This window comes from Corallococcus sp. AB038B (assembly GCF_003668955.1).
Classification (GTDB): Bacteria; Myxococcota; Myxococcia; order Myxococcales; family Myxococcaceae; genus Corallococcus; species Corallococcus exiguus.
Genome location: NZ_RAWO01000006.1, coordinates 304,584 through 325,846, shown reverse-complemented (window position 1 = coordinate 325,846; position 21,263 = coordinate 304,584). Strand labels below are relative to the sequence as shown.

Genomic DNA, 21,263 nt, shown 5'->3' with positions numbered 1-21,263 from the left:
GGCACGCTGGGCATCCTCAAGGCGGGCGGCGCGTACGTGCCGTTGGATCCGAGCTACCCGAAGGAGCGCCTGGGCTGGCTTCTGGAGGACGCGCAGGGCCCGGCGTTGGTGGCGCACTCGCATCTGCTGGAGTCGTTGCCCGCCTTCAGCGCGCAGGTGGTCTGCCTCGACACGGACGCGACGTTGGCCATGGAGCCGACCGAGGCGCCAGTGGCAGGGCCCCGGCCTGAGAACGTGGCGTACCTCATCTACACGTCGGGAAGCACAGGCCGTCCGAAGGGCGTGGCGGTGACGCACCGGAACGCGGCGGCGTTCCTCGCGTGGGCAACGGAGACGTTCACGGAGGAGGAGACGAAGGCAGTGCTTGCGGCGACGAGCCTGAACTTCGACCTCTCCGTCTTCGAACTCTTCGCACCGCTGGTGAGAGGCGGCAGCGTGGTGGTGGTGCGCAACGCCCTGCATCTGGTGGAGGAGAAGCCAGAGGCGGACGTCACGCTCATCAACACGGTGCCGTCGGCGATGGCGCAGTTGGTGCGGCTCAACGCGGTGCCGCCGACAGTGCAGGTCATCAACCTCGCCGGTGAAGCGTTGCCGGAGACGTTGGCGAAGGCCGTGTACGCGGTGCCGACGGTGCACAAGCTGTACAACCTGTATGGCCCGTCGGAAGACACGACGTACTCGACGTGGTCGCTGGTGGGGCGGAATGAGGTGCCGAACATCGGCCGGCCGCTCACCAACACGCGGGCCTACGTGCTGGACAAGTATCTGCAGCCGGTGCCGGTGGGCGTGGCGGGAGAGTTGTTCCTGGCGGGTGAAGGCCAGGCGCGCGGCTACCTGCTGAGGCCGGAGTTGACGGCGGAGAAGTTCCTGCCGGAAGTCTACGGCCCGGAAGGCAGCCGGATGTACCGCACGGGAGACCGGGTGCGGTACCGGGCGGACGGAGTGCTGGAGTACCTGGGGCGAGTGGACTTCCAGGTGAAGGTGCGAGGCTTCCGCATCGAGCTGGGCGAAGTGGAGTCCGCGCTGCGCCAGCAAGAGGCAGTGAAGGAAGCCGTGGTGGTGGCGAAGGGGGAGGGGGCGGAGAAGCGCCTCGTGGCCTACGTGGCGCCGAAGGCCGGCGCGACACTGGAAGCGGAGTCGCTGAAGGCAAGCCTGCGCCAACGGCTGCCGGAGTACATGGTGCCCGGAGCAGTGGTGGTGCTGGAGGCACTGCCGCTCAACTCCAACGGCAAGGTGGACCGCAAGGCCCTGCCGGAGCCGGAGGCACCGACCTCCACCCGCACGTATGTGGCACCGCGCACGGAGGTGGAAGCGAAGCTGGCGGCCATCTGGGCGGAGGTGCTGCGAGTGCCTCAGGTCGGCGTGAAGGACGACTTCTTCGCGCTCGGCGGCCACTCGCTGCTGGTGACGCAGGTGGTGTCGCGCATCCGCACGGAGACCGGCGTGGAGTTGCCGCTGCGCGCGTTGTTCGAGGCTCCCACGCTCGAGGCCCTGGCCCAACGGATGGGGACGGCGGGCCGGGGCCAGAGCTCGATGCCGGGCGACTCGTTGATGGGCACGACGCCGCCGCTGTCGTTCGCGCAGCAGCGCCTGTGGTTCATCGACCAGATGGAGCCGGGTACGGCGCTCTACAACCTGCCCGTGGCGGTGCGGCTGGTGGGTTCGCTCGATGTCGCAGCCCTGGAGCGGGCCCTGAACGAGGTCGTGCGCCGTCACGAGGCCCTGCGGACCACCTTCGAGGAGCGCGGCGGTCAGGCCATCCAGGTCATCCAGCCCACCCTGTCGCTGGAGCTGGGCCGGGAGGACCTGCGGTCCGTCGACGAAGCTCGCCGCGAGACGGAGGCCCGCCGGCAGGTGGAGCAGGAGATGCTCCGTCCCTTCGACCTGGGCCGTGGGCCGTTGATCCGCACCCGGCTGTTCACGCTCGGGGAGCGCGAGAGCGTCCTCGTGGTGACGATGCACCACATCGTGTCGGACGGCTGGTCGCTGGGCGTGATGATCCGCGAGGTGGGCGCGCTCTACGCGGCCTTCTCCTCGGGGCAGCCGTCACCCCTGCCCGAGCTGCCCGTGCAGTACGCGCGCTACGCGTCCTGGCAACGCGGCCGGCTCCAGGGAGAAGTCCTCGCGCGGCAGGTGGACTACTGGAAGCGGAAGCTCGCAGGCGCGCCGCCGGTGCTGGAGCTGCCCACGGACCGCCCGCGTCCGCCCGAGCGGGGCATCGCCGGTGCGAAGTACGCCTTCACCCTGTCCCGGTCGTTGACGGGGGCGCTCAAGGCGCTGGCCCAGCGGGAAGGGGCCTCGCTGTACATGGTGCTGCTGTCAGGGTGGCAGGTGCTGATGGCGCGCTACAGCGGCCAGCAGGACATCAGCGTGGGTTCACCCATCGCGGGCCGCATGCGTGCGGAGCTGGAGGGGCTCATCGGCTTCTTCGTCAACACGCTCGTGCTGCGTGCGGACGTGGACGGCGCCCTGTCCTTCCGGGAGTTGCTCGCCCAAGTGCGCGAAACGGTGCTGGATGCGTACGAGCACCAGGAGGTCCCGTTCGAGAAGTTGGTGGAGGTCCTCCAGCCCGAGCGCAGCCGCAGCCACACGCCGCTGTTCCAGACGATGCTCGCCCTCCAGAACATGCCGATGGGCGAGCTGCGGCTGCCGGACGTGGTGCTCCAGCCGGTGAACGTGGAGAGCCCCATCGCGCAGTTCGACCTGAGCGTGTCGTTCATGGAGCAGCCTCAGGGCCTCTCCGGCACGATGGAGTACAGCACGGAGCTGTTCGACGCGGGCACCGTCCAGCGGATGGTCACGCACCTGCTCACGCTGCTCGAAGGCGCGGTCGCGCGCCCGGACACGCGAGTGGCCCGACTGCCCCTGCTGACCGGCCCCGAGCGCCGCGAAATGCTGGTGGAGTGGAACGCCACGCGCGCGCCCTTCCCCGAGTCCAGCCTGCATGCGCTCTTCGAGGCGCAGGTCCGTCACGCGCCAGAGGCAGTGGCTGCTGTCTTCGAGGGAACGCAACTGACGTACGCGCAGCTCGACGCGCACGCCAATCAGCTCGCCCACGCCCTGCGCCGTCGAGGCGTGGGCCCGGAGGTCCGCGTCGCCCTCAGCGTCGAGCGCTCCCTCGACATCGTTATTGGCCTGCTCGGCATCCTGAAGGCCGGTGGCGCCTGGGTGCCCGTGGATCCGCTCCTGCCCCGTGAGCGCCTGGCGTTCATGTTGGAGGACAGCGCGGCGCAGGTGCTCGTGACCCAGCAGCCACTGCTGGCCCGCTTCCCGGAGACCTTGCATGCCCGCGCGCTCTGCCTGGATACGGAGCGCGAGTCGCTGGCCAGGGAGTCGACGGATGCGCCCGTGACGGGCGTCACGCCCGCGAACATGGCGTACCTGCTCTACACCTCGGGAAGCACGGGGACGCCGAAGGGCACGGCGGTGGAGCACCGCGGCGTGGCCAACCTGGTCACCCACGAAGCGGTGGCCTACGGCATCGCCCCTGGCAGCCGAGTGCTTCAGTTCGCCAGCCTCAGCTTCGACCTGTCGGTGGAGGAGATCTTCACCACGCTCTGCAACGGCGCCACGCTGGTGCTCGCGCCGCTGGAGAAGCTGATGCCGGGCGCGCCGCTGCCCGTACTGCTGCGTGAGCAGGAGTTGAGCGTCGTCAGCCTCACCCCCGCGGCGTTGGCGGCCACCTCCTCCGAGGGGCTGCCCAATGTTCGCACCGTCATCTCCGGCGGCGAGGCCCTGCCCGCGGACGTCGCCGCGCGGTGGGCTCCGGGGCGGCGCCTGCTCAATACATACGGCCCGACGGAAGCCACCGTCATCGCCACACTGGGCGAAGTGGTGGCGGATGGAAACGTGCCGACCATCGGCAAGCCGCTGGCGAACGTGCGCGTCTTCGTGCTGGACCCGTACGGGCAGCCGGTGCCCATGGGCGTGCGCGGTGAGTTGCACATCGGCGGCGTGGGCGTGGCACGTGGATACGCGGGACGTCCGGGACTCACCGCCGAGCGCTTCGTGCCGGACGCCTTCTCGGGTGAAGTGGGCGCCCGTCTCTACCGGACGGGCGACGTCGTGCGCTGGCGTGCGGACGGCCAGCTGGACTTCGTCGGCCGCATCGACTCCCAGGTGAAGGTGCGCGGCTTCCGCATCGAACTGGGCGAGGTCGAAACCGCGCTGGCGCGGCAGCCGGGAGTGAGCGAGGCCGTCGTGCTGGTGCGGGGCGACGGTGCCGACAAGCGGCTCGTGGGCTACGTCGTGGCGAAGGAAGGCCACGCGCTGGACGTGGACACGCTGCGCACGGGCCTGCGCCAGGGGATGCCCGAGTACATGGTGCCGGGAGCGCTGATGGTGCTGGACGCCCTGCCGCTCAACGCGAACGGCAAGGTGGACCGCAGGGCGCTGCCAGAGCCGGAGGCCGCCCGAGGGGGCGACGCCTACGTGGCCCCGCGCACTGTGACGGAGGCGAAGCTCGCGTCCATCTGGGCGGAGGTGCTCCGCCTGGAGCGCGTAGGTGTGAAGGACAACTTCTTCGCGCTGGGTGGACACTCGCTGCTGGCGACGCAGGTGGTGTCGCGCATCCGCACGTCGCTGGGCGTGGAGATGCCGCTGCGTCTGCTGTTCGAAGCGCCCACGGTGGATGCGCTGGCGCAGCGGATCGAGCAACTGGGACGCTCCGGCGTGCCCTCGCTGAGCGCCGGAGCGCGTCCGGCGTCGCTGCCGCTGTCCTTCGCGCAGCAGCGGTTGTGGTTCATCGACCAGCTGGATCCGGGCAGCCCGCTCTACAACGTGCCCACCGTGGTGCGGCTGGAGGGCGACCTGGACGCCGCGGCGCTGGAGCAGGCCCTGCGGGAGGTCGTGCAACGGCACGAAGCCCTGCGCACGACGTTCGAGGAAGAGGCGGGCCAGCCCGTCCAGCGCATCCACGCGTCCGTGGACGTGCCGTTGAACATCATGGACCTGACGGGCTCCGGGCCTGAACGGGAGGACGTGGCCCGTCAGCGGGTGCTGGAGGAGCTGGCGAAGCCCTTCGACCTGATGCGAGGACCGCTCCTGCGGGCGCTGATGGTGCGCATGGATGCACGCGACCACGTGCTCGTGGTCACGATGCACCATGCCGTGTCGGACGGCTGGTCCGTGGGCGTCCTGCTCCGCGAGATGGGAGCGCTGTACACCGCGCGGGCGAGGGGCCTGGCGTTGGCACTGCCACCGCTGCCGGTGCAGTACGCGGACTACGCGGCCTGGCAGCGCGACTGGCTGAGGGATGAAACCCTGGCGCGCGAGGTGGACTACTGGAAGCAGTCGCTGACGGGAGCACCGCCGGTGTTGGAGCTGCCGACGGACCGTCCGCGTCCGGCGGTGCGCACGAACGCCGGCTCGACGCTGGGCTTCATGTTGCCGCTGGAGCTGTCCCAGCGGTTGGGCGCACTGGCTCGAAGTGAAGGCGCATCGCTGTTCATGGTGCTGCTGGCCGGGTGGCAGGTGCTGCTGTCGCGCTACTCGGGGCAGACGGACATCAGCGTGGGTTCGCCCATCGCGGGCCGCACGCGCGCGGAGGTCGAAGGCCTCATCGGCTTCTTCGTCAACACGCTGGTGCTGCGCACCCAGATGGATGGAGACCCGTCCTTCCGCGCGCTGCTCGCGCAGGTGCGGGAGATGGTGCTGGGCGCGTACGAGCACCAGGACGTGCCGTTCGAGAAGCTGGTGGAAGCGCTGCATCCGGAGCGCAGCCTGAGCCACACGCCGCTGTTTCAGACGTTGATGTCGCTCCAGAACGTGCCGATCGAGGAGGCCCATCTCCCAGGGCTGGTGCTCAAGCCCATGAGTCTCGAGGGCCGCACGTCGAAGTTCGACCTGAGCCTCTTCTTCACGGAGACGCCGGATGGGCTGGCCGGAGCGGTGGAGTACAGCACCGATCTGTTCGAAGCGACGACGATGCGCCGGATGGTGGAGCACCTGCACGTGCTGCTGGAAGGCGTGGTTTCAAAGCCGGACGCAGCGGTGGGCCGGCTGCCCCTGCTCACGCCCGCGGAGCGTCAGCAGGTGCTGGTGACGTGGAATCAGCAGCAGGCGGAGTACGCGCGTGACGCGACGATTCCGGCGCTCTTCGAGGCGCAGGCGAAGCGCACGCCGGATGCCGTGGCCGTGGTGAGCGGGAAGCAGCGGCTGACGTACCGAGAGGTGGAGGCGAAGGCGAACCAGCTGGCGCACCGGCTGCGCAAGCTGGGAGTGGGCCCGGAGTCGCGAGTAGGCCTGTGCGTGGAGCGCACTGCGGACGTGGTGGTAGGCACGCTGGGCATCCTCAAGGCGGGCGGCGCGTACGTGCCGTTGGATCCGAGCTACCCGAAGGAGCGCCTGGGCTGGCTTCTGGAGGACGCGCAGGGCCCGGCGTTGGTGGCGCACTCGCATCTGCTGGAGTCGTTGCCCGCCTTCAGCGCGCAGGTGGTCTGCCTCGACACGGACGCGACGTTGGCCATGGAGCCGACCGAGGCGCCGGAGGCAGGCCCCCGTCCTGAAAACGTGGCGTACCTCATCTACACGTCGGGAAGCACGGGCCGTCCGAAGGGCGTCGCGGTGACGCACCGGAACGCAGTGGCCTTCCTCGCGTGGGCGACAGAGAGGTTCACAGAAGAAGAGACGAAGGCAGTACTCGCGGCGACGAGCCTGAACTTCGACCTCTCGGTGTTCGAGCTGTTCGCTCCGTTGGTGAGGGGCGGCAGCGTGGTGGTGGTGCGCAATGCCCTGCACCTGGCGGAGGAGAAGCCAGAGGCGGAGGTGACGCTCATCAACACGGTGCCGTCGGCGATGGCGCAGTTGGTGCGGCTGAACGCAGTGCCGCCGTCAGTGCAGGTCATCAACCTCGCCGGTGAAGCACTGCCGGAGACGTTGGCGAAGAGCGTCTACGGCATCCCCACGGTGAGGAAGCTCTACAACCTGTACGGGCCTTCGGAAGACACGACGTACTCGACGTGGTCGCTGGTGGGGCGCGCAGAGGTGCCGAACATCGGCCGGCCGCTGACCAACACGCGGGCCTACGTGCTGGACAAGTATCTGCAGCCGGTGCCGGTGGGCGTAGCGGGCGAGTTGTTCCTGGCGGGCGAAGGCCAGGCGCGCGGCTACCTGCTGAGGCCGGAGCTGACGGCGGAGAAGTTCCTGCCGGAAGTCTACGGCCCGGAGGGCAGCCGCATGTACCGCACGGGAGACCGGGTGCGATACCGGGCGGATGGAGTGCTGGAGTACCTGGGGCGCGTGGACTTCCAGGTGAAGGTGCGAGGCTTCCGCATCGAGCTGGGCGAAGTGGAGTCCGCGCTGCGCCAGCAGGAGGCGGTGAAGGACGCCGTCGTGGTGGCGAAGGGGGAGGGCGCGGAGAAGCGGCTCGTGGCGTACGTGGCGCCGAAGGCCGGTGCGACGCTGGAAGCGGAGGCCCTGAAGGCGAGCCTGCGCCAACGGCTGCCGGAGTACATGGTGCCCGGAGCGGTGGTGGTGCTGGAGGCACTGCCGCTCAACTCCAACGGCAAGGTGGACCGCAAGGCCCTGCCGGAGCCAGAGGCCCAGAAGTCCGGCAACACGTACGAAGCGCCCCGCACGGAAGTGGAAGCGAAGCTGGCGGCCATCTGGGCGGAAGTGCTGCGAGTGCCCCAGGTCGGCGTGAAGGACGACTTCTTCGCGCTGGGTGGCCACTCGCTGCTCGCGACGCAGGTGGTGTCGCGGGTGCGCGCGGAGACGGGAGCGGAGTTGCCGCTGCGCGCGTTGTTCGAAGCGCCCACGGTGGAAGCTCTCGCCCGGCGGCTGGAGAAGGCCGGACGCGCGAAGGCACCGGCCATCGTGCCCGTGTCACGAGACGCAGCGCTGCCACTGTCGTTCGCGCAGCAGCGCCTGTGGTTCATCGACCAACTGGAGCCGGGTACGGCGCTCTACAACGTGCCCATCGCGGTACGGCTGGAAGGCGACCTGAACGTGGAGGTCCTGGACCGGGCCCTGCGTGAGGTCGTGCGCCGTCACGAGGCCCTGCGGACGACGTTCGTCGCGGGCAACCCCGAGCCGGAGCAGCGGACCACGTTCGATAGCGCCTTCACGCTGGCGGTGGATGACCTGGCGTCGAACACCGCCGCGCTTCGCAAGCGCGTGGAGCAAGAGGTTCTGAGGCCCTTCGCGCTCGCACACGGTCCGCTCCTCCGAGCGCTCGTGCTGAAGCTCGACACGCGCGAACATGTGCTCGTCGTTACGATGCACCACATCGTGTCGGACGGATGGTCGCTCGGGGTGTTGGTCCGCGAGGTCGGCGCGCTCTACGCGGCGTTCGTGCAGGGCCAGCCCTCACCGCTGCCGGAGCTGCCGGTGCAGTACGCGGACTACGCGGCGTGGCAGCGCGGCTGGTTGCAGGGCGCGACGCTCCAGCGGGAGGTGGACTACTGGAAGCAGAAGCTCTCCGGTGCGCCGCCAGTGCTGGAGCTGCCCACGGACCGTCCACGTCCCGCGGTGCGAGGAGCCGCGGGAGCGACCCAGAGCTTCCTCTGGCCGCAATCGCTGGCCCAGGGCCTGCGTGGCCTCGCGCAGCGCGAAGGGGCCTCGCTGTACATGGTGCTGCTGGCGGGCTGGCAGGTGTTGCTGTCGCGCTACAGCGGACAGCAGGACATCAGCGTGGGTTCGCCCATCGCGGGTCGCACACGCTCGGAGGTGGAAGGCCTCATCGGCTTCTTCGTCAACACGCTGGTGCTGCGCACGGACCTGTCCGGAGACCCCAGCTTCCGGGGCCTGCTCCAGCAGGTGCGTGAGACGGTCCTGGAGGCGCAGGAGCACCAGGAGGTGCCGTTCGAGAAGCTGGTGGAGGCGCTCCAGCCCGAGCGCAGCCGCAGCCACACGCCGCTGTTTCAGACGCTGCTGGCGCTCCAGAACGTGCCCGTCGGTGAAGCCCGGCTGCCCGGTATGACGCTCAAGCCCGTGGAGATCGCGGGCGGAACGTCGAAGTTCGACCTGAGCGTCTTCTTCGTGGAGACCGCGGAGGGCCTGAGCGGAACGCTGGAATACAGCACCGACCTGTTCGACGCCGCGACGGTGCGCCGGATGGTGGAGCACCTGCACGTGCTGCTGGAAGGCGTGGTGGCGAAGCCGGAGGAGGCAGTGGGCCGCTTGCCCATGCTGACGGACGCGGAGCGCCAGCAGGTGTTGGTGACGTGGAACCAGCAGCAAGCGGAGTACGACCGCGCCGCGACGATTCCCCAGCTCTTCGAAGCACAAGCGAAGCGCACGCCGGATGCCGTGGCGGTGGTGAGCGGCAAGCAGCGGCTGACGTACCGGGAGGTGGAGTCGAAGGCGAACCAGCTGGCGCACCGTTTGCGCAAGCTGGGAGTGGGCCCGGAGTCACGAGTGGGCCTGTGCGTGGAGCGCACGGCGGACGTGGTGGTGGGCACGCTGGGCATCCTCAAGGCGGGCGGCGCCTACGTACCGTTGGATCCGAGCTACCCGAAGGAGCGTCTGGGCTGGCTGCTGGAGGACGCGCAAGGCCCGGCGTTGGTGGCGCACTCGCACCTCTTGGAGTCGCTGCCCGCCTTCAGTGCGCAGGCGGTGTGCCTGGACACGGACGCGGCATTGGCGACGGAGCCGAAAGAGGCACCGGAATCAGGTCTGCGCCCGGAGAACGTGGCGTACCTCATCTACACGTCAGGAAGCACGGGCCGCCCGAAGGGCGTCGCGGTGACGCATCGGAACGCAGTGGCCTTCCTCACGTGGGCAACGGAGACGTTCACGGAGGAGGAGACGAAGGCAGTGCTCGCGGCGACGAGCCTGAACTTCGACCTCTCCGTCTTCGAACTCTTCGCACCGCTGGTGAGAGGCGGCAGCGTGGTGGTGGTGCGCAACGCCCTGCATCTGGTGGAGGAGAAGCCGGAGGCGGACGTCACGCTCATCAACACGGTGCCGTCTGCGATGGCGCAGTTGGTGCGGCTGAACGCCGTGCCGCCATCGGTGCAAGTCATCAACTTGGCGGGCGAAGCGCTGCCGGAGACACTGACGAAGGGCGTCTACGGCATCCCCACGGTGAGGAAGGTCTACAACCTATACGGCCCGTCGGAAGACACGACGTACTCGACGTGGTCGTTGGTGGGACGGAATGAGGTGCCGAACATCGGCCGGCCGCTCACCAACACGCGTGCGTACGTGTTGGACAAGTACCTGCAGCCGGTGCCGGTGGGCGTGGCGGGAGAGTTGTTCCTGGCGGGTGAAGGCCAAGCGCGCGGCTACCTGCTGAGGCCGGAGCTGACGGCGGAGAAGTTCCTGCCGGAAGTCTACGGCCCGGAAGGCAGCCGGATGTACCGCACGGGGGACCGCGTGCGATACCGCGCGGACGGAGTGCTGGAGTACCTGGGGCGAGTGGACTTCCAGGTGAAGGTGCGAGGCTTCCGCATCGAGCTGGGCGAAGTGGAGTCCGCGCTGCGCCAGCAGGAGGCGGTGAAGGACGCCGTCGTGGTGGCGAAGGGGGAGGGCGCGGAGAAGCGGCTTGTGGCGTACGTGGCGCCGAAGGCCAACGCGACACTGGAAGCGGAGGCTCTGAAGGCAAGCCTGCGCCAACGACTGCCGGAGTACATGGTGCCCGGAGCGGTGGTGGTGCTGGAGGCACTGCCGCTCAACTCCAACGGCAAGGTGGACCGCAAGGCCCTGCCAGACCTGGACGTCACCACGTCCCAGGCCGACAACTTCGTCGCACCCCGTGACGCGCTGGAGTCCCAGCTCGTGGCGGTGTGGGAAGAGGTCCTGGGCGTGAAGCCCATCGGGGTGCGCACCAGCTTCTTCGCGCTGGGAGGCCACTCGCTGCTCGCGGTCCGCCTGATGGCCGCGCTGCGCGAACAACTGGGCCGCGATGTCCCCCTGGCCGCGCTCTTCCAGCACCCCACCGTGGAGGACCTGGCCAACCTGCTTCGCGCCGAGACGGAGACGTGGTCGCCGCTCGTCCCGCTGGAGAAGGGCGACGCGGGTCTCCGGCCCCTGTTCCTCGTCCACCCGGGTGGCGGCAACGTGCTCGCCTACCCGGAGCTGGCGCGGCTCCTGGGGCCCCAGCAGCCTGTCTTCGGCCTCCAGGCTCGCGGCCTCCAGGCCGGCCATGCCGTGGTGGAGACCGTGGAGGAGATGGCCACCCTGTACGTGGCCGCGATTCGCGCAGAGCAGCCGGAAGGGCCGTACCGCCTCGCGGGCTGGTCGCTCGGCGGCGTCATCGCCTTCGAGATGGCTCGCCAGCTGCGCGCCCAGGGCCAGGCCGTGGGGTTGCTGGCGCTGCTGGACGCCTACGTCCCCGGCGTCGGAGCGCCTCCCGGCGAGGCCCCCAAGAAGGACCCCGACGCCAGCACGCGCGTCGCCTTCGCCCTGACGGTGGCCCAGGCCTTCTCCCTGACCCTGCCCGTGTCGAACGAGGCCCTGGAGCGCATGGATGACGAAGCCATGCTGGGGACGCTCCTCGCCGTGGGCGTCCAGGCCGGACTCCTGGAGGAAGCGACGGGCCGCGAGCAATTGCGCGCGCTGTTCCGCGTCTACCAGGCCAACCTGCGCGCCATGGACCGCTACGTGCCTGGCCCCTACGACGGACCGGCGCTGCTGCTCGCCGCCACGGAAGCGACCCCCACCTCCGAGGTGCCCCGCCACCGCGGCTGGGAGCCCTTCGTCCGGGGGGGACTGGACGTGAGGGACGTCCCTGGGGGACACCATCAACTCATGCAGGAGCCGTACGTGCGGCACGTGGCCACGCTGTTGCGCGAGGCCCTGGAGGACAAGTCATGACCGTTGAAACATCCAGCGGGGGCTCACCGTGGCCCACCCGCATCATCCTGGCCATCTGGTTCGTGTGCTTCTCCGTGGGCTCGCTGATCCACATCCTCGTCGTGGCGAAGTACGGCCTCTTCGCGAATGATCCGGCGGATCCGCTGCCCACGCCGTTCGTCGTCGTGAACGAGTTCTTCACGGTCCTCAACCCGCTCACCATCGCGCTGCTCATCTTCAGGCGGCGGGCGGGCATCCTCTCCGCGCTGGGCGTGGTGGCGCTCGTCTACGTCCTCAACCTGGCCCTGATGGTGTGGTTCTGGACCGCGAAGCAGCACCTCCACGTCGCGTGGCTGTACCTCAACGGCACCATGGGCGTGTTCATGGCCCTGACCGCCAGGCGCCTGTGGCGGGCCGCCCCCGAGGCGAAGGCCCTCCCACCCGCCACCACCCCGAGCCCGACCTAGCCCCCGCCCCCCTGTCTGGCCGCCAGCCGGCCCCGGGGGAGGTCCCCCCGAGGAGAAACCCCCGGGCCGGACGCGCATCTTGAGAAAGGTCGGGGCGGTAGCTATAAGCCCCGACCCACTACAACGCTGGACCTCCCTCCCATCCTGGGTGGGGGCAAGGCGCACTGGAGAGAAGCCATGAAGCCCGACATGCACCCGGTCTACCCGCCCTCCCGCATCACCTGCGCGTGCGGCAACATCGTCGAGACCAAGTCCACCCGCGGCTCGTTCAGCGTGGAAGTCTGCTCGAACTGCCACCCGTTCTTCACCGGCAAGTACAAGCTGCTGGACACGGCCGGCCGCATCGACCGCTTCAAGAAGAAGTACGCGAACAACGCGCCGGCCGCCAAGAAGGGCGCCAAGGCCGCCGAGCCCGAGAAGGCGTAGTCCTTCGGCTCTACAGCATCCGCAGCACCCCACGAGCAGGGTCGTGGAGGGCCTCGAAAGACAGAGGCGCTCCCCGCCCTGCTCGCGGTGTTTCAGCTCCAAGCGCTCGTCAAATTTTCACGCGCGCTTTCGGTGCTACAGCCAATTACAGGCCAGAAATTCGACGTAGCAGCCAACTGACCGCACAGTCCGCCGCGTCCCAGAGACGTCTGTCCCAAAGACGGAGGCGTGATGTTCGCGGAAGCTGCTGCCCCTGCCCTGAAGATTGTCCGACGCTCCCAGAACGACAGCGTCTTCGCGAAGCGCGGGGAGGCCTACACGCTGCTGCAGGGCGACAGCCTGGAGCTGATGGCCCAGCTGCCCGAGCAGTCCTTCGACCTCATCTTCGCGGACCCGCCGTACTTCCTCTCCAACGGCGGCACCACCTGCAAGGGTGGCAAGCGTGTCTCCGTGGCGAAGGGCCAGTGGGACGTGTCCCGCGGAGTGGAGGAGGACCACGCCTTCACCACCAAGTGGCTCGCCGCCTGCCAGCGCCTGCTGCGCCCCACCGGCACGCTGTGGGTGAGCGGCACCCAGCACGTCATCTTCAACGCCGGCTTCGCCATGCAGAAGCTGGGCTACAAGCTGCTCAACACCGTCACCTGGTACAAGCCCAACGCGAGCCCCAACCTGGCGTGCCGCTACTTCACGCACTCCACGGAGCTGCTCATCTGGGCCTCGCCGTCGTCCGGCGGCAAGCTGAAGCACGTCTTCAACTACCAGCGCATGAAGGCGGAGAACGGCGGCAAGCAGATGCGCGACGTGTGGAACCTGCCGCGCAACGGTGACGAGGAGCTCACCGCCGACGGCGCCGGCCGCATGTGGACGCAGACGGCCCCGCGCGGCGAGGAGAAGTCCTTCGGCAGCCACCCCACCCAGAAGCCGGTGGCCCTGCTGGAGCGCATCCTGGAGGCGAGCTGCCCGGAGAACTCGCTCATCCTGGACCCGTTCAACGGCAGCGGCACCACCGGCGTGGCCGCCCTGAAGCACGGCCACCGCTACGTGGGCATCGACATGAACCCGGAGTACCTGGCCCTGTCCAAGAAGCGCCTGGACGCGACCCTCAAGTAACCCCGTGTCTCAAGCGCGGGTGAGGATGAGCTCCACGCCCTGACGGGCGATGGGGTGGTACCTCGCCCCGTTCTTCTCGAACGCCGCGCGCGCCACCTTGCGGTGGTCGCGCGACGAGGCGAGCACGCTGTAGAGCGGCTTCAGGTACTTCATCCGGCCCACCTCGCCGAGGAACTCCTCGGCCCGGCCGAGCGGAGCATCGAAGCCCGCGCGCAGCGCCGCCACCAGCCACGCCACCAGCACCTCCGAGTTGCGGCTGCCCGTGAGCGAGAACCTCGCGTCCAGCTCCCGGAAGACGTCCTGGGACGTGTCCGTCGGCATGGACTCCAGGAAGAGCTGCCACTCGGTGGGCGTCCAGTCCTTCGTGTCCGCTTGCGAAGGCACCTTCCCGCGCAGCTTCTCCAGCGCCTCCAGCCGCGCGGAGGTGGGGCGGGGCGCGCTGGGCGGCACGCCGGGCCGGTTCAGGTACGCGTCCGCGTCCACCTTCGCCAGGGCCCCCGGCAGCTCGGCCTCCGTGAAGCGGACGAACTCCTCCGTGGTGAGCGCCTGGAAGCGGTACTTCGCCAGGTAGCGGCGCAGGAAGCCGTCGAAGGTGGGACGGCCCACCGCGTCCTCCAGCGCGCGCAGCAGCAGGTAACCCTTCTCGTAGGGAATCTGGGAGAAGGCCTCGTCCGGATCCACGCCGGACAGGTGCGTGCGCAGCGCGGTGAGCTGCGGGTGCGCGCGGAAGTGGTGCAGCGCTTCATCCAGCGAACGGCGCCCCAGGGCCGCGTGCAGCGCCGCGACCTCCGGCCCCGCCAGCGCCTCCAGGATGCGGCGCTCCGCGAAGACGGTGAAGCCTTCGTTCAGCCAGAAGTGCTCCGCGGACGCGTTCGTCACCAGGTTGCCCGTCCACGAGTGCGCCAACTCGTGCGCCACCACGTTCACCAGGCTCTTGTCCCCCGCGATGAGCGTGGGCGTGAGGAACGTCAGGCGCGGGTTCTCCATGCCGCCGTAGGGGAACGACGGCGGCATCAGCAGCAGGTCGAAGCGCTCCCAGTCGTACGGCCCGAAGAGCGACTCCGCGGCCTTGAGCATGTCGTCCACGCCCGCGAACTCGTCCGCCGCGTCCTCCAGCGCCTCCGGCTCCGCCCACACCCGCGAGCGCGGCCCCAGCTCCTTGGACGTGAGGCTGCCCACCGCGAACGCCAGCAGGTACGGGGGCACCGGCTGCGGCATCTCGTAGTGCTCCTCCGCCTCCACGCCGTGCTCCTCGCGCGCCACGAATGAAGCCGCCATCACGGACTTGAGCTGCTTGGGCACCCGCAAGGACGCGCGGTAGCGGATGCGGATGCGCGGCGTGTCCTGCAGCGGCACCACGCTGCGCGCGTGGATGGCCTGGCACTGGCTGAACAGGAACGGCTGCTGCCCGCCCGCCGTTTGCGACGGCGTCAGCCACTGCAGCGCGCTCGCCTCCGGCGACGTGCGGTAGCGCACCGTCAGCTGCTTCAGCCCCGCGGGCAGCTCAATCCGAAGCCGGCTGCCGAGGATGGGTTCAGGAGGGGAGAGGATGTAGGGCAAGGGGCGACCCTGGGCATCCACCACGCCCCGGATGTCCAGGCCGCGGGTGTCCAGGTCGAGGGGACCTGCTGACGCCTCCTTGAGCGTCAGCGTGGCCTCCGCGTGCAGGCGGCGCGTCCGGAAATCGACGCGGGCCTTCCAGTCCAGCGTTTCGGTCTCAGGCTGCGTGCTGTCGTTGTACGAGTGCGGGTCGAGGCGAGCCATGGGGCCCGACTTGTAGTCGGGGAGCCGACCTCCTGGCGAGCACACCCGACGGCAATGCCGGTTGACTTCCGGGTCAATCGCCTACATTTGTGCAGTCCCCTACTTCCTTTCATGGGAGCCGATTTCCGATGACGACCCGGATCCGAAAAGTGGCGGTGCTTGGCGCTGGCGTGATGGGCAGCGGCATCGCCGCGCATCTGGCCAACTCCGGCGTGCGCGCCCTGTTGCTGGACATCGTTCCGCCCCAGGCTGCTCCGGGCGAGGACACCGCTTCCAAGGCGTTCCGCAACAAGTTCTCGCAGGGCGCCATCGCGAACCTGCGCAAGGCGAAGCCCAGCCCCATCGTGTCAGAGCAGGTGCTCGCGGCCATTGAAGTGGGCAACCTGGAAGACGACCTCGCGCGCCTGGGCGAGTGCGATTGGATCATCGAGGTGGTGAAGGAGGACCTGGCCGTCAAGCAGGCCCTGTTCGCCAAGGTGGAGAAGCACGCCCGCAAGGACGCCATCATCTCCTCCAACACCTCCGGCCTCTCCATCGTGGGGATGACCGAAGGCCGCGGCGCGGACTTCAAGAAGAACTTCCTCGTCACGCACTTCTTCAACCCCGTGCGCTACATGAAGCTCCTGGAGCTCGTGGCCGGCCAGGAGACGAGCGCGGAGGTCGTGAAGACCATCCACAAGTTCGGCGAAGAGGTCCTGGGCAAGGGCATCGTCTACGGCAAGGACACCACCAACTTCATCGCGAACCGCATCGGCGTGTACGGGATGATGCGGACCATCTCCGAGATGCAGAAGACGGAGATGTCCATTGAAGAGGTGGACAAGATCTTTGGCCCGGCCATGGGCCGTCCCAAGTCCGCCGTGTTCCGCACCGCGGACATCGTGGGCCTGGACACGTTCACCCACGTGGCGAAGAACTGTTACGACACGCTGACGCACGACGAAGAGCGCAACGTCTTCGCCGCCCCGGACTTCCTCCAGAAGATGGTGGAGAAGAAGATGCTGGGCGACAAGAGCGGCGGCGGCTTCTACAAGAAGGACCGCTCCTCCGGTGGCAAGGACATCCTCGCGCTGGACCTGAAGACGCTGGAGTACCGGCCGCAGGCGAAGGTGCGCTTCGACTCGCTGGGCGCCGCGAAGGACATCGAGAACGTCAAGGAGCGCGTGGCGTCCGTGATGAACGCGGACGACAAGGCCGGCAAGTTCGCCGAGCGCGTCACCCTGGACGTGCTGGCGTACTCCAGCCGCCGCATCCCGGAGATCGCCGACGACCTGGTCAACGTGGACCGCGGCGTGCGCTGGGGCTTCGGCTGGGACCTGGGGCCCTTCGAGGTCTGGGACGCCTACGGTGTCCAGAAGGGCGTGGAGCGCATGAAGGCGCTGGGCCTCAAGCCCGCCGCCTGGGTGGAGGAGATGCTGGCCAAGGGCCGCACGTCCTTCTACGGCGTGCAGGACGGCCGCGACACCTACTGGGACATCCCGTCCAAGTCCGTGAAGCCGGTGGTTGAGAACGCGCGCACCTTCCGCGTGGAGTACCTCAAGCGCGGCAACAAGAAGATCACCGGCAACGACAGCGCGTCGCTGTGGGACACGGGCGACGGCGTCACGCTCTTGGAGTTCCACTCCAAGATGAACTCCATCGACGATGACATCATCGCGATGATGAACACCGCGCTGGATGAGACGGAGAAGAACTTCAAGGGTCTCGTCATCGGCAACGACGGATCCAACTTCTCCGCCGGCGCGAACATCATGGCCATGCTGATGGCGGCCAAGAGCGAGGACTTCGACTCCATCCGCAAGATGGCGTCCGCGTTCCAGGCGGCCAACCAGCGCATGCGCTACAGCCCCGTGCCCGTCGTGACGGCGCCCTTCAACCTCACGCTGGGCGGCGGCGCGGAGGTCACCATGGGTGGCAACGCGGTGCAGGCCAGCGCGGAGCTGTACATGGGCCTCGTGGAAGTGGGCGTGGGCCTCATCCCGGGCGGCGGCGGCACCATGATGCTGCTGCGCAACGTGTTCGGCGGCTACGCGGCGGACAAGGACTTCGACTCGCTGCCCTTCCTCAAGAAGGTGTTCCTCGCCATCGGCATGGCGAAGGTCGCCACCAGCGCGGAAGAGGCTCGCGAGACGGGCTTCCTGTCCCAGCAGGACGGCATCACGGGCAACCGCGACTTCCTCCTGTCGGACGCGAAGTCGCGCGTGCTGGGTCTGGCGAACGGCGGCTTCCGCCCGCCGCGTCCCACGCGCTTCCGGCTGCCGGGCCCCAACGGCGCGGCCACCATCGACATGATGCTGTACGACATGCAGCTCAATAATCAGATCAGCGCCCACGACCGGAAGATCGCCCAGAAGCTGGCGCGCGTGCTCTCCGGTGGTGACACCAGCCCGTCCGTGCTGGTGACCGAGGAGAAGCTGCTGGAGCTGGAGATGGAAGCGTTCCTGAGCCTCATCGGCGAGGAGAAGACCCAGGACCGCATGATGTTCATGCTCGAGAAGGGCAAGCCGCTGCGCAACTAGCGCGAGGCGTTTACCCAATGGTTTTCCAGACGCGAATTCCGAAGCACGCCCGGACGGTGTCCGGGCAGGGAGACATCTAAAATGTCCGGTCGAGTCGTGATTGCCAGCGCGGTGCGCACCCCCTTCACCCGCGCCCACAAGGGAGAGTTCAAGGACACGCGGCCGGATACGCTCGCGGCCCTTGCCATCAAGGAGGCCGTCGCCCAGGTCCCCGGCTTGAAGCCGGCGGACGTGGAGGACGTCATCATGGGCTGTGCCATGCCGGAGGCGGAGCAGGGCATGAACGTGGCCCGCAACGCGAGCCTGCTCGCCGGCCTGCCAGACACCGTTCCGGGTCTGACCATCAACCGCTTCTGTTCGTCCGGCGTGCAGTCCGTGGCGCAGGCGGCGCAGGGCATCAAGTCCGGCATGATGCAGGTGGCCGTGGCCGGTGGCACCGAGTCCATGACCATGGTGCCCATGGGCGGCAACAAGGTCTCCGCCAACCCGGAGATCATGCAGAAGCTGCCGGAGGTCTACACCTCCATGGGCGCGACGGCGGAGAACATCGCCTCCCGCTACAACGTCACCCGTGAGGACGCGGACAAGTTCGCCGCCGAGTCCCAGCGCCGCGCGGCCACTGCCCGCGAGCAGGGGAAGTTCAAGGAGGAGATCTTCCCCGTCACCACCACGATGTTCGACGAGGACGGCACCCAGAAGCAGGTGACCGTCACGGTGGACACCATCCTGCGCCCGGAGACGACGGTGGAGGGCCTGGCCAAGCTGCGCCCGGCCTTCAACGCCAAGGGCGTGGTGACGGCGGGCAACGCGTCGCCGCTGACGGACGGCGCGGCGGCCGCGGTGGTGATGAGCGAGGAGAAGGCGAAGGAGCTCAACGTCAAGCCGCTGGGCTACTTCGTGGACTACGTGGTCGCCGGCGTGCCGCCCGAAATCATGGGCGTGGGCCCGGTGCCCGCCATCCGCAAGCTGCTGGAGCGCAACAAGCTGAAGGTGGAAGACATCAGCGTGTTCGAGCTCAACGAGGCCTTCGCGGCGCAGGCGCTGCACTGCATCCGTGAGCTGGGCATCCCCCAGGACAAGGTGAACCCGAACGGCGGCGCCATCGCCCTGGGCCACCCGCTGGGCGTGTCCGGTGCACGCATGGTGGCCACCATCCTGCGCGAGCTGAAGCGCCGGGACGGCCGCTACGGCGTGGTGAGCATGTGCATCGGCGGCGGCATGGGTGCCGCGGCGCTGGTGGAGCTGGCGAAGTAATCCGCTTCCGCTTCGCGCCCCCTGGTGGCTTCAAGGGGGCGCGAGGTGGACTGTCAGGAGGCCGGGGCGTCCGGGTCGTTCACCGGGACGCCCGCCAGGCGCAGCACCCGCAGCGCGTTGGTGGTGTCCACCACCCCCTGCCGGAGCCGGTAGTCGAACACCATCTTCCCGTCCTCCAGGTGGTCGCGGAAGTGGACGTTCACCACGTGCGAGCCCGGCTCGTCCGCCAGCACCGCCAGGGACAAATCGTGCGTCGTCACCGCGCCACACGCACCGGAGGCGAGCAGCAGCCGCAGCACTTCGCGTGAGGCAATCTGGCGCTCGCGGGTGTTGGTGCCCAGCAGGATTTCGTCCAGCAGGAAGAGCGCCTGGCCCTTCGCGGCGGCCGCCGCGTCCAGCACCACCTTCAGCCGCAGCACCTCCGCGTGGAAGTACGACACGCCGCGCTCCAGCGAGTCCTTCACGCGCATGCTGGTGAGCACCTGCACCGGGGACAGCCGGAACGATGCCGCGGCCACCGGCGCGCCCGCGAGCGCCAGCACCACGTTCGCGCCCAGCGCGCGCATCAGCGTCGTCTTGCCGCTCATGTTGGAGCCCGTAATCAGCAGCGCGTGGCGCGGGCCGGGCAGGGACACGTCGTTGGGCACGGGCGCGTCCAGCAGCGGGTGTCCCAGCGCGGTGGCCTCCACGCTCGGGCCCTGGGCGTGCAGCTCGGGCCAGGTGAAGGCAGGGCGGTCATGGGCCAGACCTCCCAGGCAGCAGAGGGCCTCCAGTTCCGCGAGCCCCTCGAACCACTGACGCACGTCGCGGCCGTGGGCGGCGCGCCAGTTCTCCAGCGCGAATAGGGCGTGGATGTCCCAGAGCGTGAGCCAGTGGATGAGGGGGTGGAACTGGTGCCGCTTGAACTCGATGAGCGAGAACAGCCGGCTGAAGCGCTGGAACAGCACGGACACCGCCGGGCCGCTCTGCGCCGTCAGGCCGGACTGGAGCTGCTTGAGGCGCGGGTGCTCGAAGGTCTGCTTCTCCACGCGCTCGAAGAGGGACGCGTAGCGCACGAAGCCGCGCTCGCCGCGCTCCACGCCTTCGTCCATCTGCCGCAGCGTGCGGCGCGTGGCCACGGCGATGCCCAACTGCGCGAGCAGCCCCACCCAGACGGTGCTGTCTGGAATCACGCCGACCGTGCCCAGGATGAAGAGGGTGAGCGTTATCAGGGGCAGGATGATGGCCAGGGGCCGCGCCCAACGGATGGCGTCCAGCGAGGGCCCGGCTTCCGCCCACTCGATGAAGAGGGCCGGATCCGCCTTGTCCTTCGCCACCACGCGGGCGTCCGCGCAGAGGTCCTGGCGGAAGTCGACGCGCGGGGCCAGCTCGCGCGCGGCGCCCTGCCGGGTCACCACCGTCTCCGCGGTGGCGGGGGAGGACAGCCACTCGGCCAGCCGCTCTTCACCCGCGCGCGTCGCCGTCTCGTTGATGAGCTGGAAGAGGCTGCCCTGGCCAAAGACATCCAGGTCCGTGGCGTAGAGGTGGTTGGGGGAGAGGAACCGCTCGCCCTTGTCCGTGAAGGAATGCCAGCCGCCCTCCAGCCGCGCCAGACCGCGCTCGTTGAGCAGCACGAAGAGGCGCGCACGCTGCTCCTTGAGGAACACCTGGTGATGCAGCACCGCCAGCAGGCCATAGACGGCGAGCGCCCCGGCCGCGGCCCACCACCAGGGCTTGGGCAGCCGGCCCATCAGCGTCAGCGCGGCCACGACGAGCGCCGCCACGAAGGCCACGGTGCGCAGGTTGGCGTACCTCGCGCTGACGCGGTCCAGCTCCGTCAGGTCCGCCTGGGCGGCGGCGCGGCGGTCGGTGTACGTGCGATGCGGGCTCTGGGACTCGGTCGGGACGGGCACGATGGTCGCGCATGCTGTGCGGCCCCCCGTCCGAGGGCAAGCGCTCAACGCGTCCCGTCACGCTTCGATGCCAGTCGAGAACAGCCTCTGGACGG

At 68.9% G+C, this 21,263-nt stretch carries 8 protein-coding genes; 6 read left to right on the top strand and 2 right to left on the bottom strand.

Features of this window, described 5'->3' with window-relative positions:
* The first annotated feature begins 36 nt into the window (after positions 1-36).
* From D7Y04_RS24940 to D7Y04_RS24925, 4 genes are all read left to right on the top strand, one after another.
* Complete coding sequence (locus tag D7Y04_RS24940) at positions 37-11,757, top strand: non-ribosomal peptide synthetase (RefSeq protein WP_233601565.1); 11,721 nt, start codon at positions 37-39, stop codon at positions 11,755-11,757.
* Complete coding sequence (locus tag D7Y04_RS24935; RefSeq protein WP_121760905.1) at positions 11,754-12,203, top strand: hypothetical protein; 450 nt, start codon at positions 11,754-11,756, stop codon at positions 12,201-12,203. Before D7Y04_RS24940 ends, D7Y04_RS24935 begins: the two co-directional genes overlap by 4 nt.
* 177 nt (positions 12,204-12,380) lie before the next feature.
* The gene (gene rpmE / locus D7Y04_RS24930) at positions 12,381-12,629 is read left to right on the top strand and encodes a 50S ribosomal protein L31 (RefSeq protein WP_120563970.1); all 249 of its coding nucleotides are present in this window, start codon (positions 12,381-12,383) and stop codon (positions 12,627-12,629) included.
* Between the two features lie 231 nt (positions 12,630-12,860).
* Positions 12,861-13,739, top strand: coding sequence for a site-specific DNA-methyltransferase (locus D7Y04_RS24925; protein ID WP_120597855.1), 879 nt, complete (start codon positions 12,861-12,863; stop codon positions 13,737-13,739).
* A 9-nt stretch (positions 13,740-13,748) separates the two neighbouring features.
* Here D7Y04_RS24925 and D7Y04_RS24920 read toward each other — a convergent pair whose 3' ends face one another.
* Entirely contained in the window at positions 13,749-15,503 is a 1,755-nt protein-coding gene (locus D7Y04_RS24920; RefSeq protein WP_121760904.1) for a M1 family metallopeptidase, read from the bottom strand.
* Between the two features lie 128 nt (positions 15,504-15,631).
* Here D7Y04_RS24920 and D7Y04_RS24915 point away from each other — a divergent pair, with 128 nt between their 5' ends.
* The gene (locus D7Y04_RS24915) at positions 15,632-18,022 is read left to right on the top strand and encodes a 3-hydroxyacyl-CoA dehydrogenase/enoyl-CoA hydratase family protein (protein WP_121760903.1); all 2,391 of its coding nucleotides are present in this window, start codon (positions 15,632-15,634) and stop codon (positions 18,020-18,022) included.
* Positions 18,023-18,103: 81 nt separating this feature from the next.
* Positions 18,104-19,276, top strand: coding sequence for a thiolase family protein (locus tag D7Y04_RS24910; protein ID WP_120597852.1), 1,173 nt, complete (start codon positions 18,104-18,106; stop codon positions 19,274-19,276).
* A 53-nt stretch (positions 19,277-19,329) separates the two neighbouring features.
* Here the strand turns inward: D7Y04_RS24910 and D7Y04_RS24905 are convergent, their stop codons facing one another.
* On the bottom strand, positions 19,330-21,168 hold the full coding sequence (locus tag D7Y04_RS24905; protein ID WP_121760902.1) for a DNA mismatch repair protein MutS: 1,839 nt from the start codon (positions 21,166-21,168) through the stop codon (positions 19,330-19,332).
* Positions 21,169-21,263: the final 95 nt, after the last annotated feature.